Genomic DNA, 21,855 nt, shown 5'->3' with positions numbered 1-21,855 from the left:
CCCCGCCGTCAGCTGCCGGTGGTGAACCTCCAGATGCTCGTCGAGACGGGGTTGCCGGCTAGATCACGCACGGCACTGCTGCCGCCGGTGACCGTGACGGTGAAGTTGGTGGTGACGACCAAGGTACTGCTCGGGTTCAGAATCCACTGATTCGTTGTGCCGCTGCGGGAGACGACGGCGGCGATCGCAGCGCCGGTCGCGGTGTTCTTCAGCCTGAAAGTGGATGCCGCCACCCCCGCCATTCCCTCGCTGAACGTCACCGAGACACTCGCGGTGCGGCTGGCACCCGTCGCCCCGCTGGCGGGAGTGCGCGTCGTGATCGTCGGCGCCGGGCCGGTCGTGAAGGTCCAGCCGGTTGACACCAGCGGTGTGCCCGTCGCGTCACGGATTGCTGCGGTTCCGCCGGTGAGGCTGACGCTGTATTTGGTGTCCGGCGCGAGGGTCGCGGTCGGATTGAGCGTCGCGACCCGGGTGGTCGCGTTGTAGCTGACCGCGGCAGAGAGAACCGTGCCGGCCGGATTCTTCACCCGCATCGTTGTCGTCGACAGCCCCTGCACGGCTTCGCTGAAGGTTGCGGTTGCGTTGGCGGACTGCGCGACCCGGGTGGCCAGGCTGACCGGTGATTTCGCCGTGACGGTTGGCGGGACTGCTGCCGCCACGATCGGGCTCAGAAAACCGCTCCTGGCGGTGTTCCAGTGGGTGGCCAGGTAGTTCGACGCGGGCGGCGTGCCCGGGAAATAGTAGTCCTCGTCGTGACAGTCGATGGCCCAGTCGGTGCCCGGGCAGGTGAAGGTCAGGGTGCCGCCCGCGGCGAAGTGCGGCCCGCCGTCGTCGTAACACATGAGGTCGGCCTCGTCGTAGCAGTGGCCGGCCTGGCTGGAATGCGGCGCCGAGTACTGCACCGCCCCGATATTGTGGCCGATTTCGTGGGCGATCACGAGCAGGTCCAGGTAGGCCGACATCGAATAGCGCGGCCGGGTGTCGTTGTTGGCGTTCAGCGCGGGATTCGGCTGGTCGTCGATCGAGAGCTCACCCTGACCCCCATAGGGATAGACATCCTGAATCTGATCGATGTAGGTGATATACAGACGATCATTGGCGATGAAGTCGACCGGTCCCAGCCCGAATGCGACCTGATTTTGCAGGCTCCAGACGTAGTCGTTGAAGTCGTATGTGGCGTCGACTCCGACCGGCAGCAGGGTCACGTTGCGCACCGTGACGTCGACGCCGTTGGTGCACAGAAAGCGGTAGTTCTGGCTGGTAGCGGCATCCGCTGCCTCGAGATTGTTGTTCACTTGCCGCATCACGTCACGCAGGGGGGCCAACATTGTTGCGTACCGGTTGGTGCGATCCTGCGGAACCCCGTAGATCACCTCGATGCGCTTGCCACTCACACCGCCGGCGCTGCACAGTGCGGTCAGCTCAGAGGCCGGTGCGGCGGGAACGCTCTCTTCTGCCGCAGCGGATGTCTGTCTCAGCCTGGCCGCGCCGCCGAACGCCTCGACCGGGTCGGGTCCGTGGCTGCACAGCTTGGTTCTGGCGAGCGTCAGCTTCAACCGGTCACACAGCTTGGACAGGTCGGGGGCGGTCTGCGCTGTGGTCTGCGCCGCTGCCTGCGCTGCTGTCGGCGCTGTGACGGCGTCGGCGGCATTGGCTGGCAGCGGTGCATCCGCGGTGACGAAAATGGCACTCAACGCGAGCACGGCGAGGCTACGGCGAATAATGCGGGACGGCTTCGGAGCGCGAATAAATGTCATCTTCGTGTCCTTCCGGTACTGGCCACAATTCGACCCCAACGATAATGCGGTTCGCCCACCCATTCAAGGGCCGGCGCCCCATAGTGTGGGAGCCATGATGGTTCACCGCTACTGGCGCATCGCGCTGGTTGCGCCCGTGATCGGGTTCCTCCTCGGTGCCGCCGTGGTGGGAGTGATGTCCTTGGGCAGTAACCCCCAGGCGCGAGCCGGCCAGACGATCGAAGGCGTCGTGCGGGCGATTCTGGGCTTCGGTGCCGTCGGCCTGGTCGTCAGCATCGCCGCGCTGGTCGGCGGCGTCGTTCTGGTTGGCTGCCTCGACCGGCACCTCGCAAAATCGTCGGGTGCGCGCACCGCCCTGGCCGCCCTCGGTGCGGCCGGTGGCGTGCTGGTTCTCGGAATCGTGTTCGCCACCGTGCAGGGGATAACCGGAACGGGCTGGGCGTACCTCATCATCACCTTCACCGTGGCGCTCGCTACCGCGGCGGGGATCGCGGCAGCGTTTCTGGTGCTCCGGGCCGAGCGACGAAGCGAGCGCACCCGGCCAGAGCGGGTGGAGCATCCGCTGCCCAGCGCCTGGGTCGATTTCTAGAATGCCGGTGCGACCCGTCGCAACGTAGGGTGGGCACATGATAGTTCGGCGCTACTGGCGCATCGCGGTGTTCGCACCGATCGTGGGGTTTCTGATCGCGGCCTGCGTCGCCGTCGTCATGACCGACGCCGGCAGCGGTGAAACCGAGTTTCGGTTCTGGTTTGTCGTGCGTTCCATGGCGAATTATGGCGTGATCGGCCTCGTTATCGGGGCGGTCGCTTTGCTGGGCGGTCTCGTGGCGGTGGCGATTGCTGATCGAAAGCTCACTAAATCGCGGCGCCTGCGCACGACAGTGGCCGCATTGGGCGCGATGGGCGGTGTGGTGTTGCTGTCCCTGACGATCGCCGCAGTCTTGACGATGCTGGACGACGGACTGTATGCGGGCATCACCATCGCCTTCGGCGTGGCCTTTGGCGCGGCGGCAAGCGTGGTGGCGGCCGCCATGGTTCTCTACGCGGATCGTCACAACCGCTAGGCCGCAGCAAACGGCTTCTGCGAGCGCGCTTTGGCGTTCTCGGCCTCGATTTCCCGGTTTTTCGGCGGTGCGGAGCTCACCAGATCTTCGAGCAGGTGCCGAGAGATGCGCGCTATCACGTGCACGGCAGCTCAAAAGCTTCTTCGTTCACCTTCGACGGATGCGTGGGCTGGGCCGAGTTCTGCGGCCGGCACATTCTGGTCGACGCGGGCGTGTTCGTGCCGCGTCGCCGAACCGAGTTCCTGGTCGAGCACACCCTGGCGCTGTGTCCACCCGAGGCAGTCATCGTTGATCTCTGCTGCGGATGCGGCAGCGAACGGGTGGAGAGCTGATCGCGTTCCCCGGGCAGGTCGACAACCATCTCTCGCTGCACGATGGTGGGCGTCGACGACAGCACGATGACGCGCTCGACCAGGTACGCGGCCTCGTCGATGTCGTGCGTGACGAACAGGGTCGTGATCTTCACGTCGCGCAGTGCTTCGAAGCTGGTGCCGCGACAGGCCAACCGCGGCGGCAAACTCGGGGCTGAGCGAAGCGTAGTCCTGAATGATCTCCCGAACAGCGTCTTCATTAGCGGATGCATACGCAAACGATTCCGCGAGCGCCGCCCGGAAACTCGTGACGAGGTCAGGGTTGGTCTGGGTGCAACAAACGCTGAGCTCCTCCGACATGGTCGGGGAGGTTACTGAATCAGGTAGTGGATGACAACGACGTATAGGCGTTCAAAATGAAACTTTATTGTCAATCTATGACAAATAACGGCCAAAGCCAAACAATGTCAAGGTCTCGTCAGATGGCAATGATCACGTTACTTGATCGAAACATCCGCTCCACAAGGTGATTATGCACTCATCGCGAGCACCGGACCGGCGTTCAAGCAACAATGATGACTGAATCCTCTTGTCATCTAATGAAATAGATGTTCTACTAAATGCAATTGTGAGTGGCATGGAAACACGAGGAGCTTGACATGAGCGCAGTACCCAAACCAGACACGACCACGCGAACGGCCGAGCGTGCCCTCGCGCTACTCAGCGTTGTCTGCGAGCGAGGCTCACTCACCCTCGGTGAAGCCGCGAAAGCGGTCGATCTCTCCGCCAGCACAGCACTTCGCCTCTTGCGCACCCTCGAGGCAGCCACCTTTATTCGCCGTGACGACGAGGGCTCCTACCGCCCAGGAGTGGCGATCGTGCAGCTCGGCGTTCTCGCCCTGAGTCAGGAATCACTCGTGGCGCTCTGTCGCGATTCGATGACGCGAATTGTCGAACAAACCGGAGAATCCGCGTATCTGAGCATCCCGGCCCCGGGACGACAGGGCCTCTACGTGGCCATTGTCGAAGGAACCCACTCCGTTCGGCACTCGAATTGGGTGGGCCGCAAGTTTCCCCTGGATTCGAGCGCCTCGGGTAAGGCCCTGCAGGGCGGCACCGGCGACACCGGCTACTGCGTCGTGAGTGACGGTGTGGAGCGTGACGTCACGGCGATAGCGGTACCGATCACTGTCGGCGACCGCATCGTGGGCACCCTCAGTGTGGTCGTTCCGAGCTACCGCATCACCACGTCAAGCATCGAACGTATCGGCCAGATCTTGCTCGGCGAAGCGCGCCAACTCTACGCCCGCTAATCACCCCTGAAACTTTCCCGCACCATCCACTGCCCCGCCAGAACAAGGGAGCCCCACCTATGACTCACACCTCGTCGCACCCGACTACCCACACCGCACGCCCCGTTCGCGCCGCCCGCGGCACCGAACTGACCGCGAAGAGCTGGCAGACCGAAGGGCCGCTGCGCATGCTCATGAACAACCTCGACCCCGAGGTTGCCGAGCGCCCGGACGACCTCGTCGTCTACGGCGGCACCGGCAAGGCCGCGCGCAACTGGGAATGCTTCGACGCGATCGTGCGCACCCTCGAAACGCTGGAAAAAGACGAAACCCTGCTGGTGCAGTCGGGCAAGCCGGTCGGCGTGTTTCGCACCCACGAGTGGGCGCCACGGGTGCTCATCGCCAACTCCAACCTCGTCGGAGACTGGGCGACCTGGCCCGAGTTTCGTCGCCTCGAGCACCTCGGGCTCACCATGTACGGGCAGATGACCGCCGGATCGTGGATCTACATCGGTACCCAGGGCATCCTGCAGGGCACCTATGAAACCTTCGGCGCCGTGGCCACTAAAAGGTTTGGCGGAACTCTTACTGGCACGCTGACTTTGACCGGCGGGGCCGGCGGCATGGGCGGCGCACAGCCGCTCGCCGTCACCATGAACGACGGCGTCGTGCTGATCGTCGACGTCGACCCCGCTCGTCTGCAGCGCCGGGTCGACCACGGTTACCTCGACGAGATGACCGCCGATCTCGACGACGCGATCGCCCGGGTGCTCGCCGCCAAGACCGACCGGCGGGCGCTGTCGGTCGGCCTGGTCGGCAATGCCGCAACCGTGTTCGCCGAGTTGCGCTCCCGCCAGGTACCGATCGACATAGTCACCGACCAGACCAGCGCGCACGACCCGCTGTCCTACCTGCCCGAGGGCGTCACCGTCGAGGAATGGCACGGCTACGCGGCCGAAAACCCCGAGGAATTCACCGTGCGCGCCCGCGCCGCCATGGCCAAGCAGGTCAAGGCGATGGTCGAATTTCAGGATGCCGGTGCCGAGGTCTTCGACTACGGCAACTCGATTCGGGCCGAGGCGAAGCTCGGCGGCTACGAGCGGGCGTTCGAGTTTCCGGGGTTTGTGCCGGCCTACATTCGCCCGCTGTTCGCCGAGGGTAAGGGCCCGTTCCGCTGGGTGGCGCTCTCCGGCGACCCGGCCGACATTGCCGCCACCGACAAGGCCATTCTGGAGCTGTTTCCGAACGACGCCGGGCTGCACCGCTGGATCACCAAGGCCGAGGAAAAGGTGCAGTTCGAGGGCCTGCCGGCCCGTATCTGCTGGCTGGGCTATAAGGAACGTCACCTCGCCGGGCTCAAGTTCAACGACATGGTCGCCTCCGGCGAGCTGCGCGCCCCGATCGTGATCGGCCGCGACCACCTCGACTCCGGCTCGGTCGCCTCTCCCTACCGTGAGACCGAGGGTATGTTGGACGGCTCCGACGCGATCGCCGACTGGCCGCTGCTGAACGCGCTGCTCAACACCGCCTCCGGCGCGACCTGGGTCTCCATTCACCACGGCGGCGGGGTCGGAATCGGCCGCAGCATCCACGCCGGGCAGGTCATCGTCGCCGACGGCACCCCGCTGGCCGCGGAGAAGATCGCGCGTGTGCTCACCAACGACCCCGGCACCGGAGTGATGCGGCACGTCGACGCCGGCTACGAACGGGCCGAGGAAGTGGCCCGCGACCGCGGCCTGCGCGTACCCATGTGGGAGGACTAAACGTGCTCGCCGGTCTCGCCGAGATCGCCGAGGTCGGCCGCGACACCCGGCGCGGCGGCTACTCCCGCCATCTCTGGCAGGCGGCCGACCTCGAACTGCGCTCCTGGTTCGTCGAACGCGCCGAACGGCTCGGCCTGCAGGTCGAAACCGACCGCAACGGCAATCTCTGGGCCTGGTGGGGTCAGCCGGGACCGGATGCGGTCGTCACCGGCAGCCACCTCGACTCCGTTCCCGGCGGCGGCGCCTACGACGGGCCGCTCGGAGTGGTCTCCTCGCTCGAGGCCATCGGCCGGCTGCAGGCAAGCAGGTTTGTGCCGACCCGGCCGTGCGCGGTGCTGATGTTCGCCGAGGAAGAGGGCTCCCGCTTCGGCATCGCCTGTCTCGGCTCGCGGCTGCTCACCGGCGCGATCGACGCCGATCAGGCCCGCGCCTTGTCCGACCGTGACGGCGTCACGCTGGCCGAGGCCGCCCGGAAAGTAGGTGTCGACCCGGCGCACCTCGGCGTCGACATCGTTGCACTAGAACGCATCGGACTGTTCATCGAGCTGCACGTCGAGCAGGGCCGCGGCCTGATCGACCTCGACCAGCCGGTGGCCGTGGCATCATCGATTCTGGCCCACGGTCGCTGGCGCCTCACCGTCACCGGCCAGGGTAATCATGCCGGCGCGACCACCATGATCGAGCGCCGCGACCCGATGGTCGCCACTGCCCAGGCCATCGTGGGTGTGCAGGCCGCCGCTCTGGGTCGCCCGGGAAGCCGGGCGACGATCGGCCGCATCGAAGCGATCCCCGGCGGCACCAACGTTATCGCCAGTTCGGTGCACGCCTGGCTCGACGCCCGCGCCGAGACCGACGAAGAAACCCGCCTGCTCGTGGCTGACATTGAAGCCCGCGCCCAGCAGGCCGCTCAGCAGAACGGATGCTCCGCCACCCTCACCGAGGAATCCTGGGCCGACGCCGTGCAGTTCACCCCCGGCTTGCGCGAGCGGTTCGCGCAAGCGCTCGGCCAGGTGCCACAACTGTCGACCGGAGCCGGCCACGATGCCGGCGTGCTCGCCGCCCACATGCCGAGCGCAATGCTGTTCGTGCGCAACCCGACCGGAATCTCCCACGCGCCGGAGGAATTCGCCGAAGCCGCGGACTGCGTGGCCGGCATCGACGCGCTCGAACTGCTGCTGAGAGAACTACTGTGAACGCATTCTGGTGCGAGTACCTGCTGATCGATGGGGTCGCCGTGACCGGGGTGCGGCTCGAGGTCGACGACCACGGTCGCATCTCTCGGGTTCAGATTCACGGGGCGGAGGCCGCGGACATCCGTTTGGGAACGGTGTTGCCGGGGTTCGGTAATGCGCACTCGCACGCGTTTCACCGGGCCCTGCGCGGTCAGACCCACACCGAGGGTGGCGATTTTTGGATTTGGCGCGAGCGGATGTACCGGGTCGCCGCGCAGCTCGACCCCCTGAAGTACCAGGCGCTGGCGACGGCGGTGTTCGCCGAGATGCTCGTGAGCGGCTACACCGTCGTCGGCGAGTTTCACTACGTGCATCACCGCGCGAATGGCGAACCGTATGAGACGGAGCATGCCATGGAACTGGCGCTTGCGGCGGCGGCGCGGGCCGTCGGCATCCGTTTGGTGCTGCTCGACACGGTGTATCTGCAGGGCGGAATCGGGCAGGAGTTGGCACCCGAACAGCGGGCGTTCGGCGACTTTGACGCCGCAAGCTGGCTGGCCCGATGGCACTCACTGCGCGCAGCACTGGGGAACGACGACCTCGTAACCCTCGGCGCCGCGCTGCACTCGGTGCGTGCCGTCACGCCCGAGGCGATGCGTGAAGTGCTCGCCGGGTTACCGGCGGACGTTCCGCTGCACGTGCACCTGTCGGAGCAGCCACAGGAGAACGCGGATTGCCTCGCGGCGTATGGCCTGACCCCGACCGGTGTGCTCGATTCGCTCGGTGCCCTCGCACCGCGACTGAGTGTGGTGCACGCGACGCATCTGAGCGACGCGGACCGCGCGCTGCTCGGCGACGCCGGCGTGACCGTCGTAATGTGCCCGACCACCGAGGCCGATCTCGGCGACGGAATCGGTCCGGCGCTCGCCCTGGCCGAGGCGGGCTGCCCGATTGCCCTCGGCTCCGATCAGAACGCCGTCATCGACCCGTTTTTGGAGATGCGCGGATTGGAAATGGGCGAGCGGCTGGCCTCGCGACAGCGCGGACGCTTTGCCCCGACCGCCCTGCTCACCGCTGCCACGAGCGTCGGCTATGCCTCGCTCGGGCTCGGCCGCCTCACGATGCGCGAGGGCGACCCGTGCGATCTGGTCGAAATCAGCACCGCCGGCGTGCGCACGGTCGGATCGTCTGTCGAGCAGCTTCCGCTGACCGCGACCGCCTCCGATGTGCTGCGGGTCATCGTGGGCGGCGACGTCGTGGCCGATGCCGGTCGGCTGGTCGGCGGCGCGCGGCCGTCGGAGCTGATGGCCGACGCGCTTGGAAGGCTCAGCGAATGAGCGGCACCGAGCTCATCACCGGAATAGGTGAACTGACCACGCACGATGAATCCGGCGAGCGCAGGCACGACGCGGCACTCGTCATCGGCGACGGCCACATCCTCTGGATCGGTGCGGCCGCCTCGGCCCCCGCTGCCGATCATCGAACGGATGTCGATGGCCGCGCCGTTCTGCCCGGCTGGGTCGACACGCACACCCACCTCGTATTCGGCGGCGACCGTTCGGCAGAGTTCGAAGCCCGCATGGCCGGCCAGAAGTATGCCGCCGGCGGCATCAACACGACCGTCGCCGCAACCCGCGCGGCGACCGAGGAGCAGCTTGTAGCCACAGCGCTGGGCCTGCGCCACGAAGCCGAAACGCAGGGCACCACCTTTCTCGAAACCAAAACCGGGTATGGGCTCGACGTGGACAGCGAAGCGCGGTCGGCCCGGGCCGCCGCCCGTGTCGCCGACGTCGTCAGCTATCTCGGCGCCCACATCGTGCCGAACGGGCTGGATCGTCGCGACTACCTCGACCTCGTCACCGGGCCGATGCTCGCCGCGGTGCTTCCCTACGTGCAGTTCATCGACGCGTTCTGCGAGCAGGGCGCGTTCGACGTGGAAGAAACGCGGGAGGTGCTGTTGGCCGGCCGGGCCGCCGGCCTCGGGCTGCGCGTGCACGGCAACCAGCTCGGCTTCAGTGGCGGCGTGCGGCTGGCCGCTGAACTCGGCGCCCACAGCGTTGACCACTGCAACTACCTGGAGCCATCCGATATCGACGCGCTGGCGGCGTCGGCCACGGTCGCCACGCTGCTACCGGCCTGCGACCTGTCCACCCGGCAACCGTTTCCGCCGGCCCGCCAGCTGCTCGACGCCGGTGTCGCCATCGCCCTGGCGACCAATTGCAATCCAGGCACCTCATACACCACGTCGATGCCCTTCTGCGTGGCGACCGCGGTATTGCAAATGGGGCTGACCGTGACCGAGGCGGTTTGGGCGGCGACCCGTGGAGCAGCCCGGTCGCTCGGCCGCGATCAGGGAACGGATGCCGTCGGCTCGCTGCGGGTCGGCGGCCTGGCCGACCTGCAGGTTCTGAACGCCCCGTCTATCTCGCACCTGGCCTACCGCCCCGGCGTGCCGCTAACCGCAAACGTCTGGAGACGGGGAGTGCGGGTGGCCTGAACCGCGAAAGCGAGAAAATAGCTGCTTCAGCACACCCGAAGCAACCTTTTTCCCGCTCTGGCGAGACGCGGCAAACTACGCTGGGGGGATGACCTCTCGCGCGATCACCCCTCCCCTGGCAACCAAGAAGCCGCAATGCCGCGAGCACCACAACGACGTCTACGTCGACGACTACGAGTGGTTGCGCGACAAGGACAGCCGCGAGGTCATCGCCCACCTCGAGGCCGAGAACAGCTACACCGAGGCCCGCACCGCCACCCAGGAACCACTCCGGCAGCAGATTTTCACCGAGATCAAGAACCGCACCCAGGAGACCGACCTGAGCGTTCCGGTGCGTCGCGGCGCCTTCTGGTACTACACCCGCACGGTCCAGGGCCAGGAATACGGCATCCACTGTCGCGCACCGATCAGCGGCCCGGATGACTGGGCGGCGCCCGTGCTCGGCACCAACCAGAGCGTGCCCGGCGAGCAGATCCTGCTCGACGACAACGTCGAAGCGGCCGGCCACGAGTTCTTCTCGCTCGGCAGCTTCGACCTCAGCGACGACGGCACCCAGCTGCTTTACGCCGTCGACGTGGAGGGCGACGAACGCTACACGATTCGGGTGCGCACCATCGCGACCGGCGAGAACCTGCCAGACACGATCGAAAACACGAGCGCCGGAGCTCTGTTCGACCCGAGCGGACGCTATCTCTTCTACACCACCGTCGACGACGCCTGGCGCCCGGACACCGTGTGGCGGCACGAAATCGGTGCCGCTGAAGTCGCTGACGCCAGCATCTTTCACGAGCCCGACGAACGATTCTGGGTGGGCGTCGGCATCACCCGCAGCCGCAAATTCCTCATGATCGAGGCCGGATCCAGCGTCACGACCGAATCGTGGGTGCTCGACGCGAGCAACCCCACCGGCGACTTCGCCGTGGTCTGGCCGCGCCAGGACAACGTGGAATACGATGTCGAGCACGCCGTGATCGCCGCGGAAGACCGCCTGCTGATCGTGCACAACGGCGGCGCGGCCGTCAATTTCGAACTGGTCAGCGTCGCAGCCGCAGACCCGCAAGGCGAGAAGCGGATGCTGCTGCCGCACGACCCGCAGATCCGGCTGGAAAGCGTCGACGCCTTCGCCGACTTTCTCGTCGTCGAGTACCGCCGCGACGGCCTCACCCGCCTCGCCATCGACCGACACGACGCGAGCGGCCTGACCGAGCTCGACTTCGACGAACCATTGTTTGCCGTCGGTTCAGCCGGCAACCCGGAGTGGACCCAGCCGACCCTGCGGTTCGGCTTCACGAGCTTCATCACCCCGTCAACGGTCTACGACCTCGTCGTCGCGACCGGCGAACGACGCCTGCTCAAGCAGCAGCCCGTACTCGGCGGCTACGATCCGGCGCTCTATGAGCAGCGCCGCGAGTGGGCGACCGCCGAGGACGGCACCCGGGTGCCGATCTCGCTGGTCTACCGCCGCGACCTCGTCACGCCCGGCACCCCGGCGCCGACCCTGCTCTACGGCTACGGATCCTACGAGCACAGCATCGACCCCGGCTTCGGCATCGCCCGACTCAGCTTGCTCGACCGCGGCATGATCTTCGCCATCGCGCACGTGCGCGGCGGCGGCGAACTCGGCCGCACCTGGTATGAAACCGGCAAAACCACGACCAAACGTAACACCTTCACCGACTTCGTGAGCTGCGCCCGACACCTCATCGACGCAGACTTCACCACCCCGGCCCGGCTGGTCGCCGAGGGCGGCAGCGCTGGCGGACTGCTCATGGGCGCCGTCGCGAACCTCGCACCCGAGCTGTTCGCCGGCATCCTCGCCGAGGTGCCGTTCGTCGATGCGTTGACCTCGATTCTCGACCCCTCGCTGCCGCTGACCGTGATCGAGTGGGACGAATGGGGTGACCCGCTGCACGACGCCGCGGTGTACGCCTACATGAAGTCCTACTCCCCCGTCGAGAACGTGCGTGCCGTAACCTACCCGGCGATTCTGGCCGTGACCAGCTTGAACGATACCCGGGTGCTCTATGTGGAGCCGGCCAAATGGGTGGCCAAGCTGCGCGAGGTGGGAGCGGATGCCCTGCTCAAGACCGAAATGTCAGCCGGCCACGGCGGAGTCTCCGGTCGCTACAGTGCCTGGCACGAACGCGCGTTCAACTACGCCTGGGTGCTCGACACCGCCGGCCTGAACGTGCCCGAGAGCTAGAAATGTCAGAGGGCACCCCAGCCTGGAAGCGGCTGGTGCTGCCGGGGGAACCGCCGGCATCCGCTGGCCTGCGGATCGGTAATTTTGGGCAGCCGAGACCGCTGGCCACGGGACCGAAAGTGCCGATGGGGCTGCAGTTCGAGCTGCGCGAGCAGACTCCGCGCACCAACGACCGCTGGCGCGGGCCGACCGCTAAACCGGTGAAGGCGCTCGTGGCCGGGCACGGCGACTATCGACTCGGCGTTCGGCCGGTCATCCACAATGCGCAGGGCAACTGGGTGCGCAGCAATGTCACCTGGAGCCACCTCACCTTTCAGCTGAACCGGTTCAACCTCGACCCCGAACACCACCGCTGGATCTCCCAGTTCGCCGCCCTGTACAAGGCCGTGCGCGAGGTTTACACGAGCCAGGAAACCGACTGGATCTACCTCGACAACTTCACGAGCCCGCTGCTGTGGCCGCTGCTGCGCGAGGCCGAGCAGCTCGGCATCGGCTTCGTCGGCAACAGAAAAGACGTCGTCGTGCGGGTCGGTTCGCTCGCCGAGATCAGTCTCGATGCCTCGCAAACGGATGCTGTCGGCCCGCTGCTCCTGCAGTCCCGCCTGCAGATCGACGGCGTCGACCATCCGCTCGAGGCCGCCGGAGTCATCGCCGGCCACGGTATCTACAGCGTGCGCTTCGGCACGCCGACCGTGTTCACGCTCGCCCCGGCCGCCGGCCCGCTGAGCGGCGAACAGCGTCACCTGGTCCGGCAGGTCGAGGCGGCGAGCGTTCCCGCGGCCGACACGGCCGAGTTTCTCGGCACGGTCTACCCGGCCCTGCAGCGCACCGTCGCGGTCACCAGCATGGATTCCTCGGTGCGCTTTCCCGAGGTGCTGCCCGACGACTTTGAGCGCACCGAAACACCCCACCTCGTGATCACGACGGTCGAGACCGACCAGCGCGACTGGTTCGACCTCGGCGTGATCGTCACGGTCGGCGCCATCACAGTGCCGTTCGGCCCACTGTTCAAGGCCCTCGCGAAGGGGCAGACCCGCCTGAAACTGGTCGACAACAGCTATCTCTCGCTGCAGAGCCCCGAGTTCGAGCAGCTGCACGAGCTCATCAACGAGGCCCGCGCGTTGCACGAATGGGAGACCGGCCTGCGCATCAGCCGCTATCAGGCCAGCCTGTGGAGCGATTTTGAGGATCTCGCCGATGAGACCATTCCGGCCGTGTCGTGGCGAGCGGCCGCCGCCGGTCTGAAAGATCTGACCGGGATCGACCCGGTCGACCTCCCCGCTGGCGTGCACGCGACCCTCCGCCCATACCAGCAGGAGGGGTTCGCCTGGCTCGCCTTCCTCTGGAAGCACCAGCTCGGCGGGGTGCTCGCCGACGACATGGGGCTCGGCAAGACCCTGCAGACCCTCGCGCTGCTGGTGCACGCGCGCGACTCGAGGCCGTTTCTGGTGGTGGCGCCGACATCCGTTGTCATGAATTGGCTGAACGAAGCCACCCGGTTCGCTCCCGGGCTGCGGATACGCACGGTGACGGCGACCGAGGCCAAAAGCCGTACGCAGCTAGCGGATGCCGCCGCCGACGTCGACGTGCTCGTCACCTCCTACGCTCTGTTCCGTCTCGACTTCGACGCCTACCAGGCCGTGAGCTGGGGCGGCCTCATCCTCGACGAGGCGCAGTTCGTGAAGAACCGCACCAGCCGCGCCTACGCCTGCGCGAAGGAGCTGAACACACCGTTCAAACTGGCGATCACGGGCACTCCGCTGGAGAACAACCTGATGGACCTGTGGTCGCTGTTCAGCATCGTCGCACCCGGACTGTTCGCGTCCGCGCGCAAATTCACCGAAGACTACGTGCGGCCGGTGACCCTTGGATCGAGCCCGGAGCGGCTCGCCAAGCTGCGCCGGCGCATCCGCCCGCTGATTTTGCGCCGCACCAAAGAGGTCGTCGCCCGCGATCTGCCGCCGAAACAGGAACAGGAACTGCAGATCGCGCTGAACCCGGCGCACCAGAAGCTCTACGACACGTTCCTGCAGCGCGAACGGCAGAAACTGTATGGGCTGATCGAGGACCTCGACAAGAACCGCTTCATTATTTTTCGCTCACTCACCCTGCTGCGACTGCTGAGCCTCGACGCCTCGCTGGTCGATAAGAAATATGTCGGCGTGCGCTCCAGCAAGCTCGACGCCCTGTTCGAGCAGCTCGACGACGTCATCGCCGAGGGGCACAAGGCCCTGATTTTCAGCCAGTTCACGTCGTTTCTGAAGCTCGCCGCCGCCCGGCTGGACGCTCTGGGCGTTCCGTACTGCTACCTCGACGGGTCGACGCTACGGCGCAGCGAGGTGATCGACCGGTTCAAGAGCGGCGCGGCCCCGGTGTTTCTGATCAGCCTGAAAGCCGGTGGCTTCGGCCTCAACCTCACCGAAGCCGACTATGTTTTTCTGCTCGACCCCTGGTGGAATCCGGCGACCGAGGCGCAGGCCGTAGACCGCACCCACCGCATCGGCCAGACCCGCAACGTCATGGTCTACCGGATGGTCGCGACCGGCACGATCGAGGAGAAGGTGATGGCGCTCAAGTCCCAGAAGGCGCAGCTGTTCAGCGCGGTGCTCGACGACGACGCCCTGTTCAGCACCGCGCTGACCGCCGACGACATTCGCGGCCTGCTCGAGCCCTGACCGCCGCCCCTGGTCAGAGCGTCACCGCCACTTCCGGTGGCTAATTCAGGAAATCGGCCGCAGAGCCCGCCAGCCCGGCCCGCAATTGCAGGTCGGGACCGGCGTGGCCCCGCGGATCTCCTGAATTAGCCACGTGGCCGGCCCGGAAGAGAGCCGGCGGGAGGGGCTAGACGTCGCTTGAGGCTGCCCACAGGTTGATGCCGTTGTCGACGGCGTGCACGTCGATCGCGGTCAGCTCTGCAGCGCTGAACTCGAGGTTCTGCAGAGCGCCCACGTTCGTTTCGAGCTGGGCGACCGACGATGCGCCGACGAGCGCGCTGGTCACTTCGGAGTTGCGCAGGACCCAGGCCAGGGCCATCTGGGCGAGCGACTGACCGCGCTCAACGGCGATCTCGGTCAGCGCCCGGATGTGCACGAGCGCCTCGGTGCTCACCATGGATTTCTTGGCCGAACCCTCCCGCGCGACGCGGGAGTCCGAAGGGATTCCCCCGAGGTAGCGGTCGGTGAGCAGGCCCTGCGCCAGCGGCGAGAACGCAATGCAACCGGCTCCGATGTCTTCGAGGGTATCGAGCAGATCGCCCTCGACCCACCGGTTGAACATGGAGTACGAGGGCTGGTGAATCAGCAGCGGTGTGCCGAGGTCGGCCAAAATCGCCGCGGCCTGGCGGGTGCGCTCCGGCGAGTACGAGGAGATCCCGGCATACAGGGCGCGGCCACTCGTGACGGCGGTGTGCAGCGCGCCCATCGTCTCTTCGAGCGGGGTGTCTGGATCGGCGCGGTGGGAGTAGAAGATGTCAACGTAGTCGACGCCCATGCGGCCGAGCGACTGGTCGAGGCTCGACAGCAGGTACTTGCGGCTGCCGAAGTTTCCGTAGGGGCCCGGCCACATGTCGTAGCCGGCCTTGGTCGAGAGCACGACCTCGTCACGGTGGGCGGCGAAGTCTTCGCGGAACAACTGACCGAAGTTCGTTTCGGCTGAGCCGTACGGGGGGCCGTAGTTGTTGGCGAGGTCGAAGTGGGTGATGCCGAGGTCGAAGGCCCGGCGTAGAATCGCCCGTTGCGTTGCGAGCGGCTTGTCATCGCCGAAGTTCTGCCACAGCCCGAGGGAGATGGCGGGAAGTTTGAGGCCGCTGCGTCCGACGCGACGGTAGGGCATGGACTCATATCGAGAGTCATTGGGAAGATAAGTCATTCGATTATTCTTCCACTTTCAGGCCACGCCACGCCAGAGGCTTGTACGAAAGCTGGCCTGCGAATCAGTGCACCGCTTCGGTGTCAGCCCAATCGGGGTTGATGTGTTCGCGCAGATACTCGGCGAATCCCGCCGGGGCTCGGCCGACGCGTCGCCCCGAGGTCAGCACCGGAATCAACGCCGTGCGTGCCTCGGCGACCCCCAGTTCACGCAGGGCTGCCACGAGAAGCCTGTCTTCATCGCGATCGACCGGCGCAAATTCGCCGGCGGCCAGGTATCGATCAGCCCGCACACCCAGATTAGCGCCGTGAACGTGCGGATGCCCCTCACCGATCCTGTGCAGGGATTCCCAGTGCACCAGCTCGTGGGCGGCCAGTTCGTCGTCGGGTTGCACCGTTCCGAGCACCAGATCAACTCCGTTGCGGGCAAACGCCAACTGGGTGATCAGCCAGTTCGGCGGCACGGCCGAGTCCGCGTCGGTGCTGGCGATCCAGATTCGCTCGGCTTGGCCATCACCCACAGCGGATGCCGCCACACCCGACGCCGAGACCGCTTCCAGCCGGCGCAGCGCGCGCTGCACACCGAACCGACGCGCCACGCCGACGGCGCCGGCCTCAATTTCAACTCGGTCGAAGTCGGGCCAGAGTGCGGCGACTCGGGCCGACAAATCGGTGCACTGGTCCAGGACCAGCAGCACCGACACCGCTGGGCGGTCCGGCTGCGGCAGCACGGCGAGCGCGTCGATCGCCACGGCGAGTGCTGCCAGGGCGCGCGGCAGCAGGACTTCCTCGTTGCGCACCGGCACCACGATGGTGACGAATTCGGGGCTCGACCGACTTGTTTGTACGCTCACGGCACGAGGCCGTCGCGCTGCGCGACCGAGAGTGCGGGCCGGGGTTCATACACCTCGAGCACGAAGTCGCGTTCGAGGTGATGCACGGTGCGCTGCAGCCCGACCACGTGGGTGAGCTGCGTGTGCACAGCATCGCCGGTGAGGGGACACTCCGCTACCGGGTGTCGCCAATGGCAGGCCACCAGAACCCCGTCGGGGGCGAGGCTGGCCCGGCAGCGCTCGAGCAGTCGCCGCAGGTCGGCACTGGAACAGTAATATCCGACCTCGGACAGCACAATCAGGTCGAACTCCCCCTCCGGCCAGTCCGCCGGAACCGTTCGCCGCTCAAAGCTCACGCCGGGCTGGCCGGCGAGTCGCGCTCGTGCAAGGCTGAGCGGCTGTTCGATCAGATCAATGCCGAGCACGGTGTCACACCGTTCGGCCAGCTCGGCCGTGAGCACACCGGTTGAGCAGCCGAGTTCGAGGGCTGCGCCAAAGCGCTGCCGGGGCAGCGCCGCGATCAGGACGGCTCGTTTGCGCTTCTCGTACCAGCGGGTCTCGAACCCCCACGGATCCGGACCCGAGGAATAGATCGAGTCAAAGTACCCGGTCGTGAGCGTGTAATTCGGGTCGGCGGGTGCGGGGGCATCCATTTGCGGGCGCGCTGGCGCACCTCCAGATTTTTTCACGGTCACCTCGATGAGGGTCTCGAAGGTGCGCGTGAAATGTTCCTGAAAACCGGCCGGTACGATCGCTTCGTCGCCGAACGAATCCGACAACGGGCCGACCTGACTGCGATGCAGCGCCAGAGCGCGCGCCTTGGCCTTGCGCTCGGTCGGCAGCAGATCAAAGACGCGCACGGTGGAGTCCGACCAGATGGGGGCATCCGGGTTTGACCAGTGCCAGGCCCAAATCGGGTACTCGAACAGGCGGGCGCTGCGTTCTCGTGCGGCTCGGTCGGCGGCCGCGCTGGCTGCCGCATGATCCGGATGCCCATCGGCTCGCCACGGTGCCACCACCCAGGTCGACGCGCCCACGTCGCCGATCGCCTCGATGATCGCCCCGGCGGCCAGGTCGATGTGCTCGGCGAGTTTGCCGTCGGGGAGCTCGAGCAGGTGCACCTGCGCGTTCGGTGCCAGGTGTGCGAGAGCATCCGTCACTTCGATGCGGCGGATCTGGGCGAGTCTGGCCTGGTCGTGGGTCGGGGAGTTCGGGTGAGACGCCTCGCCGTTGCTGAGTACGATGACCACGATCGGCACGTCGAGCCCCGCAACGTGCGCGATCAATCCGCCAACGCCGAGGCTTTCGTCGTCCGGATGCGCCGCGACCACGACGAGACGGCCGAGCCCGTCCGTGCTCAGCGTGGCGAACCGGTCTGGCCAGTTCGCTGCCTCCCAGCTCTTCTCGGGTGTTCCGTCATCGACGTTGCTGAATGTCACCACGGTGCACTCCCCTTCGTTACGAGCATGCGTCCCAACGCAGCGTCATCGTACTCGGCATGGTGTTGGCGTACGTACAGCTGCAGATCGGCGACCCGCTGCGCGTGCCGATCGTTCAAGGCCAGCGGCGCCGGTCCGAGGGCATGCCCGATATGGAATATGACGTCTTCGGCCGCGCGCGCGACGATCCCGCGCACCCGGGCGGCCAGGAGGGAACCGGCCGGTCCGTCGGCCGCGCCAGCATCGATCGCGGCCGCGGCCGCGGCCAGTGCCGTCGCCGCAGTGGTCACTGCCACGTCGACGGCGCCGAGATGGACGAGCGCAATCTGGTCGGGGGCGCGCCCCTGGGTCCAGTCGTAGAGGGTGCGCGCCAGGCCGACGGCACCGCCGCACCACACGGCGGCGACTCCGATACCGCCCCACGCGAACCCAGGCCGGCGCAGGTACCAGCCCTCATCACCAACCGCATCGGCCGGAACACCGTCGAAATCGACCGGGCCGCTCTTCACCTGCGGCAGGCCGCGGGCGATCCACAGCTCGTCATGTACCGTAATGCCGGCCTGCCGCAGGTCGACGGCGAACAAGCGTCTGCCGTGGTCGCCGACGTGGGCGGTGACCAGCGCGTGAGTCAGCAGTCCCGCGAGGGAACACCACGGCTTGGTGCCGTCGAGCCGCCAGCGGTCGCCCTCTCGCGTCGCTGTGAGCACGGTGCCAGCGGTCTCCGCGGCGAACACGCCCCAGGTGTGATCGGGCTGGGCGTCCAGGCCGGCCTGGGCGAGAATCGCCCGCGCATCGAGGTGCGCCTCGGCCACTCGTGCTGCCGTGAGGTCGGCCGACGCGAGCGTGCACAGCGTGTCGAACAGAACGGCCGTTTTTCCCTCCCCCGGGCGGGGAACGGATGCGAGACTGCTCGCGAGTGCAATCGCCCGCTGCGCGTTACCGTTGACCTCCAATGCAGCGGCACTGAGCGGGGCCGGTCGAAGCTGCGATTCAAGCCTCATTACTCCCCCTCGACCCACGCGGCATCAACCGAGACCGATGTGTTACGACGCCCGCGAGGCGGAGTTCAGTGCTGCGCGCTTGCGCGGTTTACGGTTCTCCGCGCTGACCATCCAGGAATACTGCTCGAGCTTCTCGATGAACGCGTGCAGAATATCCGCGCTCGTGGGGTCTTCCTCATCGACCTCATCGTGCACCTTGCGAATATTGTCGACGGTGGCATCGAGTCGTTCGGTGATGAGCGTCACCGTCTCCGCCGTGTCGACTTCGCCATCGGGAAACTTGGGCAGATGGGTGGTTTGGGTGACCGTCTCGCTGCGGCCATCGGGCATGGCGTCGAGGGCGCGCATTCGCTCGGCTACTTCGTCGGAGAATTCGCGCGCATCGAGAATGATCTCGTCGAGTTGCAGGTGCAGGTCGCGAAAGTTCTTTCCAACGACGCTCCAGTGCGCCTGTTTTCCCTGCACGTGCAGCTCGATCAGGTCGACCAGAACGGACTGCAGGTTATTACTGAGTGTTTCTGAGGCTTTCATGGTGTCCTCTCAATTGGGGGGGGAATTTGACTCGAGACTATATCACCGGAGGCGAATCTGGTCCAGAATCCTATCACCCCTATTGGGCGGCCGCTGACCCGACGTGTGGCCCCCGGTTTTCGGGCGTGCTGATGGCCGCTCGCCCGTCAGTCGCCTCGCGGCGGGCGCGGCTTGCTGTACTTCTTGTGTGCGGTCTGCGGAGCGGTACCAAGAATTCGTGCGATGTCGGCCCAGGAGCATCCGCCGTCGCGCATGGCGTTGACCGCCGCGGTCACCCGGAGGTTGACCTCCACCCGATCGCGCACCGCCCGTTCCAGTTCACGTTCGAGAGCTCGGTACGGACGCGCAATGTGCGGGGCGACGTCTTCCGCGCGCGGAAAAACGGACGCGGATTCGTTGGGCTGGTCGTTATTGGCGGGCGCAACACTGGTCATTGAGAAACCTTTCCATTGATGCAATGTAGGCCTCGGGCGGTGCCGCGTCAACGGGTTTACACAGACACGGTGACGTATCCGGTTACAGGGCTGCTGGCATGCCTTCGAACGCGCGTGCGCCTGTGGCAGAATCGTCTGCATGACACACGACAAGCGCCCCGGCACGGTCGTTTCGGTCAGCCGCGACGACGAGCACCGGTTCAGCAAGCCGGCGGTGGGCAGCATCCGTTTGCTGGCTGGAATCGGAGTCGAGGGCGATTCCCACGCCGGAGTCACCGTGCAGCACCGCTACGCGAAAAAGCGCAACCCCTTGGCACCGAACCTCTGCCAGGTGCACTTCATGGCCGCCGAGCTGTTCGACGACCTCGTGCCGACCGGGTATGCCGTGACGCCGGGCGAGCTCGGCGAGAACGTGACCACCGCCGGAATCGACCTGATGACCCTACCGCTCGGCACCCGGCTGCATCTCGGCGCCGAGGCCGTGGTCTCGATCACCGGAATGCGCAGCCCGTGCTCGCTCATCAACGGCTACCAAAAAGGCCTGATGAAGCAGCTCATCACAACGGATGCCGTCGGCGCAGTGCACCGCCGCGGCGGCATCATGGGCGTGGTCGTCATTGGCGGGGTCGTGAACCCGGGCGACGGCATTCGGGTGGAGCTGCCCGCCGGCGAACACGTGCCCCTCGGGGTCGTGTAGCAGGACCCATAGCCCGGCCATCCTGCGACCGGGCCCACGCCCGCATCCGCCCCCGGGGCCCACCTTAGGGAACGGGGCCCATGATAGAACATAGGCCCCGTTTCCGGGCCCGGGCCCGGACAGAAAAGGGTCGGGCTACTCGGCGTCGGCGGAGCTGTGGAACCACGGCGGATAGACCGCGACCTTGGGCTTGAACGCGCTCGCCTTCAGGATGCCCCGAACCGTCTCGCGCACATTGTCGTTGCAGACGCCGATGAGTGTGACCAGCTCCATTGGAACAGAACCGGGAACGAGAAGCTCGGCTTCGAGAATCATCGCGCCGTCGGCTTCGGCGCGGAGCGTCTGCAGCATGCGCTCAGCCGTCGCGGGTGTGGCACCGAACCGGGTGAGCGATCCGGCCGCATCACCGCTGGTGACGGCGACCAGGCGGGGAACGAGGGGGGTCTCGTCGTCGGTGGTGGAAGCATCCGTTACAGCGGCGAGCCCGTCGTTGATCTTCTTCACGGTGCTCACGAGCATGACGAAGTCGAAGGCTTCGGAGCCGTGGGCGTCGAGGGCGAGGCGCGGGTCGGTGGACTCGGCACGAATGCTCTCCCACACGGTCGCATTCGGCGACAGGAAGAACGGCACGTACTCGGCGACACTACGGTCAGTTCCAGCGACGAGGGCGTCGCGACGCGATTCGCGCGTGGCGGGCGCCGAGATGTCCACGGCGGGTCGGGTGGTGAGCGCAGCGTTGGCGAACAGGCATCCGTCGCGCAGAATGGCGGCGAGGTTGCTGATGTGGGTGAGGTGGTACACGCGCTGCTCGTCGACGTTGTCGGTCGAGACCTTCTCGGCGCGCACCGGGCGGGGGGCGCCGGCGACTCGAACCGGGCGGGCCGCGCGGGCGGCGGGCGTAGCCGCCGTGGGCAGCGGGTCGCGCAGGGACGACAGCTTGGGAGCGCGGGTCTTCTTCACCGGCACCAGGGGCTCAGTAACGACTTTGGGATAAC

The 21,855-nt window shown here is 66.5% G+C and carries 19 protein-coding genes; 10 read left to right on the top strand and 9 right to left on the bottom strand.

What is annotated here, in order from left to right:
• Positions 1-8: 8 nt before the first annotated feature.
• Positions 9-1,757, bottom strand: a complete 1,749-nt coding sequence (locus E3T31_RS06725; RefSeq protein ID WP_241977704.1) for an Ig-like domain-containing protein — start codon at positions 1,755-1,757, stop codon at positions 9-11.
• Between the two features lie 94 nt (positions 1,758-1,851).
• Between E3T31_RS06725 and E3T31_RS06720 the strand changes: the two genes are divergently transcribed.
• Both E3T31_RS06720 and E3T31_RS06715 read left to right on the top strand, forming a co-directional pair.
• Entirely contained in the window at positions 1,852-2,346 is a 495-nt protein-coding gene (locus E3T31_RS06720; protein ID WP_134468055.1) for a hypothetical protein, read from the top strand.
• Positions 2,347-2,383: 37 nt separating this feature from the next.
• Positions 2,384-2,821, top strand: a complete 438-nt coding sequence (locus E3T31_RS06715) for a hypothetical protein (protein WP_134468054.1) — start codon at positions 2,384-2,386, stop codon at positions 2,819-2,821.
• A gap of 115 nt (positions 2,822-2,936) precedes the next feature.
• On the opposite strand, the gene E3T31_RS18650 is transcribed toward E3T31_RS06715, so the two are convergent.
• The gene (locus E3T31_RS18650; protein ID WP_198416986.1) at positions 2,937-3,287 is read right to left on the bottom strand and encodes a hypothetical protein; all 351 of its coding nucleotides are present in this window, start codon (positions 3,285-3,287) and stop codon (positions 2,937-2,939) included.
• Between the two features lie 504 nt (positions 3,288-3,791).
• Here E3T31_RS18650 and E3T31_RS06695 point away from each other — a divergent pair.
• The 7 genes from E3T31_RS06695 (at position 3,792) to E3T31_RS06665 (ending at position 14,734) form a co-directional block, all read left to right on the top strand.
• Positions 3,792-4,445, top strand: a complete 654-nt coding sequence (locus tag E3T31_RS06695; protein WP_134468053.1) for an IclR family transcriptional regulator — start codon at positions 3,792-3,794, stop codon at positions 4,443-4,445.
• A gap of 59 nt (positions 4,446-4,504) precedes the next feature.
• A complete protein-coding gene (hutU, locus tag E3T31_RS06690; RefSeq protein WP_134468052.1) occupies positions 4,505-6,187 on the top strand; it encodes a urocanate hydratase in 1,683 nt (560 codons plus the stop codon).
• A 2-nt stretch (positions 6,188-6,189) separates the two neighbouring features.
• Positions 6,190-7,380 (top strand): allantoate amidohydrolase, encoded by a 1,191-nt coding sequence (locus tag E3T31_RS06685; RefSeq protein WP_134468051.1) that lies wholly within the window; start codon positions 6,190-6,192, stop codon positions 7,378-7,380.
• The gene (locus E3T31_RS06680) at positions 7,377-8,696 is read left to right on the top strand and encodes a formimidoylglutamate deiminase (RefSeq protein ID WP_134468050.1); all 1,320 of its coding nucleotides are present in this window, start codon (positions 7,377-7,379) and stop codon (positions 8,694-8,696) included. The genes E3T31_RS06685 and E3T31_RS06680 overlap by 4 nt, the downstream gene beginning before the upstream one ends.
• Positions 8,693-9,856 carry an imidazolonepropionase gene (hutI, locus tag E3T31_RS06675; protein ID WP_134468049.1) on the top strand — a complete coding sequence of 388 codons (1,164 nt, stop codon included), beginning with the start codon at positions 8,693-8,695 and terminating at the stop codon, positions 9,854-9,856. The genes E3T31_RS06680 and hutI overlap by 4 nt, the downstream gene beginning before the upstream one ends.
• An 88-nt stretch (positions 9,857-9,944) precedes the next feature.
• A complete protein-coding gene (locus tag E3T31_RS06670) occupies positions 9,945-12,059 on the top strand; it encodes a S9 family peptidase (protein ID WP_134468048.1) in 2,115 nt (704 codons plus the stop codon).
• Positions 12,060-12,061: 2 nt separating this feature from the next.
• A complete protein-coding gene (locus E3T31_RS06665) occupies positions 12,062-14,734 on the top strand; it encodes a DEAD/DEAH box helicase (protein WP_134468047.1) in 2,673 nt (890 codons plus the stop codon).
• Positions 14,735-14,900: 166 nt separating this feature from the next.
• On the opposite strand, the gene mgrA is transcribed toward E3T31_RS06665, so the two are convergent.
• The 6 genes from mgrA to E3T31_RS06635 all read right to left on the bottom strand — a co-directional run bounded on the left by mgrA (position 14,901) and on the right by E3T31_RS06635 (position 20,163).
• Positions 14,901-15,926, bottom strand: a complete 1,026-nt coding sequence (gene mgrA / locus E3T31_RS06660) for an L-glyceraldehyde 3-phosphate reductase (protein ID WP_134443627.1) — start codon at positions 15,924-15,926, stop codon at positions 14,901-14,903.
• A 64-nt stretch (positions 15,927-15,990) separates the two neighbouring features.
• The gene (locus E3T31_RS06655) at positions 15,991-16,779 is read right to left on the bottom strand and encodes a glycosyltransferase family 2 protein (RefSeq protein ID WP_134468046.1); all 789 of its coding nucleotides are present in this window, start codon (positions 16,777-16,779) and stop codon (positions 15,991-15,993) included.
• Entirely contained in the window at positions 16,776-18,200 is a 1,425-nt protein-coding gene (locus tag E3T31_RS06650) for a PIG-L family deacetylase (protein ID WP_134468045.1), read from the bottom strand. The genes E3T31_RS06655 and E3T31_RS06650 overlap by 4 nt, the downstream gene beginning before the upstream one ends.
• Positions 18,194-19,198, bottom strand: a complete 1,005-nt coding sequence (locus tag E3T31_RS06645) for an acyl-CoA dehydrogenase family protein (protein WP_134468044.1) — start codon at positions 19,196-19,198, stop codon at positions 18,194-18,196. The genes E3T31_RS06650 and E3T31_RS06645 overlap by 7 nt, the downstream gene beginning before the upstream one ends.
• A 42-nt stretch (positions 19,199-19,240) precedes the next feature.
• Positions 19,241-19,729, bottom strand: a complete 489-nt coding sequence (locus tag E3T31_RS06640; RefSeq protein ID WP_134468043.1) for a Dps family protein — start codon at positions 19,727-19,729, stop codon at positions 19,241-19,243.
• Positions 19,730-19,875: 146 nt separating this feature from the next.
• On the bottom strand, positions 19,876-20,163 hold the full coding sequence (locus E3T31_RS06635) for a hypothetical protein (RefSeq protein WP_092448804.1): 288 nt from the start codon (positions 20,161-20,163) through the stop codon (positions 19,876-19,878).
• 139 nt (positions 20,164-20,302) lie between these two features.
• Here E3T31_RS06635 and E3T31_RS06630 point away from each other — a divergent pair, with 139 nt between their 5' ends.
• Positions 20,303-20,860 carry an MOSC domain-containing protein gene (locus E3T31_RS06630; RefSeq protein WP_134468042.1) on the top strand — a complete coding sequence of 186 codons (558 nt, stop codon included), beginning with the start codon at positions 20,303-20,305 and terminating at the stop codon, positions 20,858-20,860.
• Between the two features lie 135 nt (positions 20,861-20,995).
• On the opposite strand, the gene E3T31_RS06625 is transcribed toward E3T31_RS06630, so the two are convergent.
• Positions 20,996-21,820 (bottom strand): DarT ssDNA thymidine ADP-ribosyltransferase family protein, encoded by an 825-nt coding sequence (locus tag E3T31_RS06625; protein ID WP_206750311.1) that lies wholly within the window; start codon positions 21,818-21,820, stop codon positions 20,996-20,998.
• Between the last annotated feature and the right edge of the window lie 35 nt (positions 21,821-21,855).

This window comes from Cryobacterium sp. TMS1-13-1 (genome assembly GCF_004403125.1).
In the GTDB taxonomy this organism is placed as follows: domain Bacteria; phylum Actinomycetota; class Actinomycetes; order Actinomycetales; family Microbacteriaceae; genus Cryobacterium; species Cryobacterium levicorallinum.
Note: the sequence above shows the minus strand (reverse complement) of the source record. Positions and strands in the feature narration are given on the sequence as shown.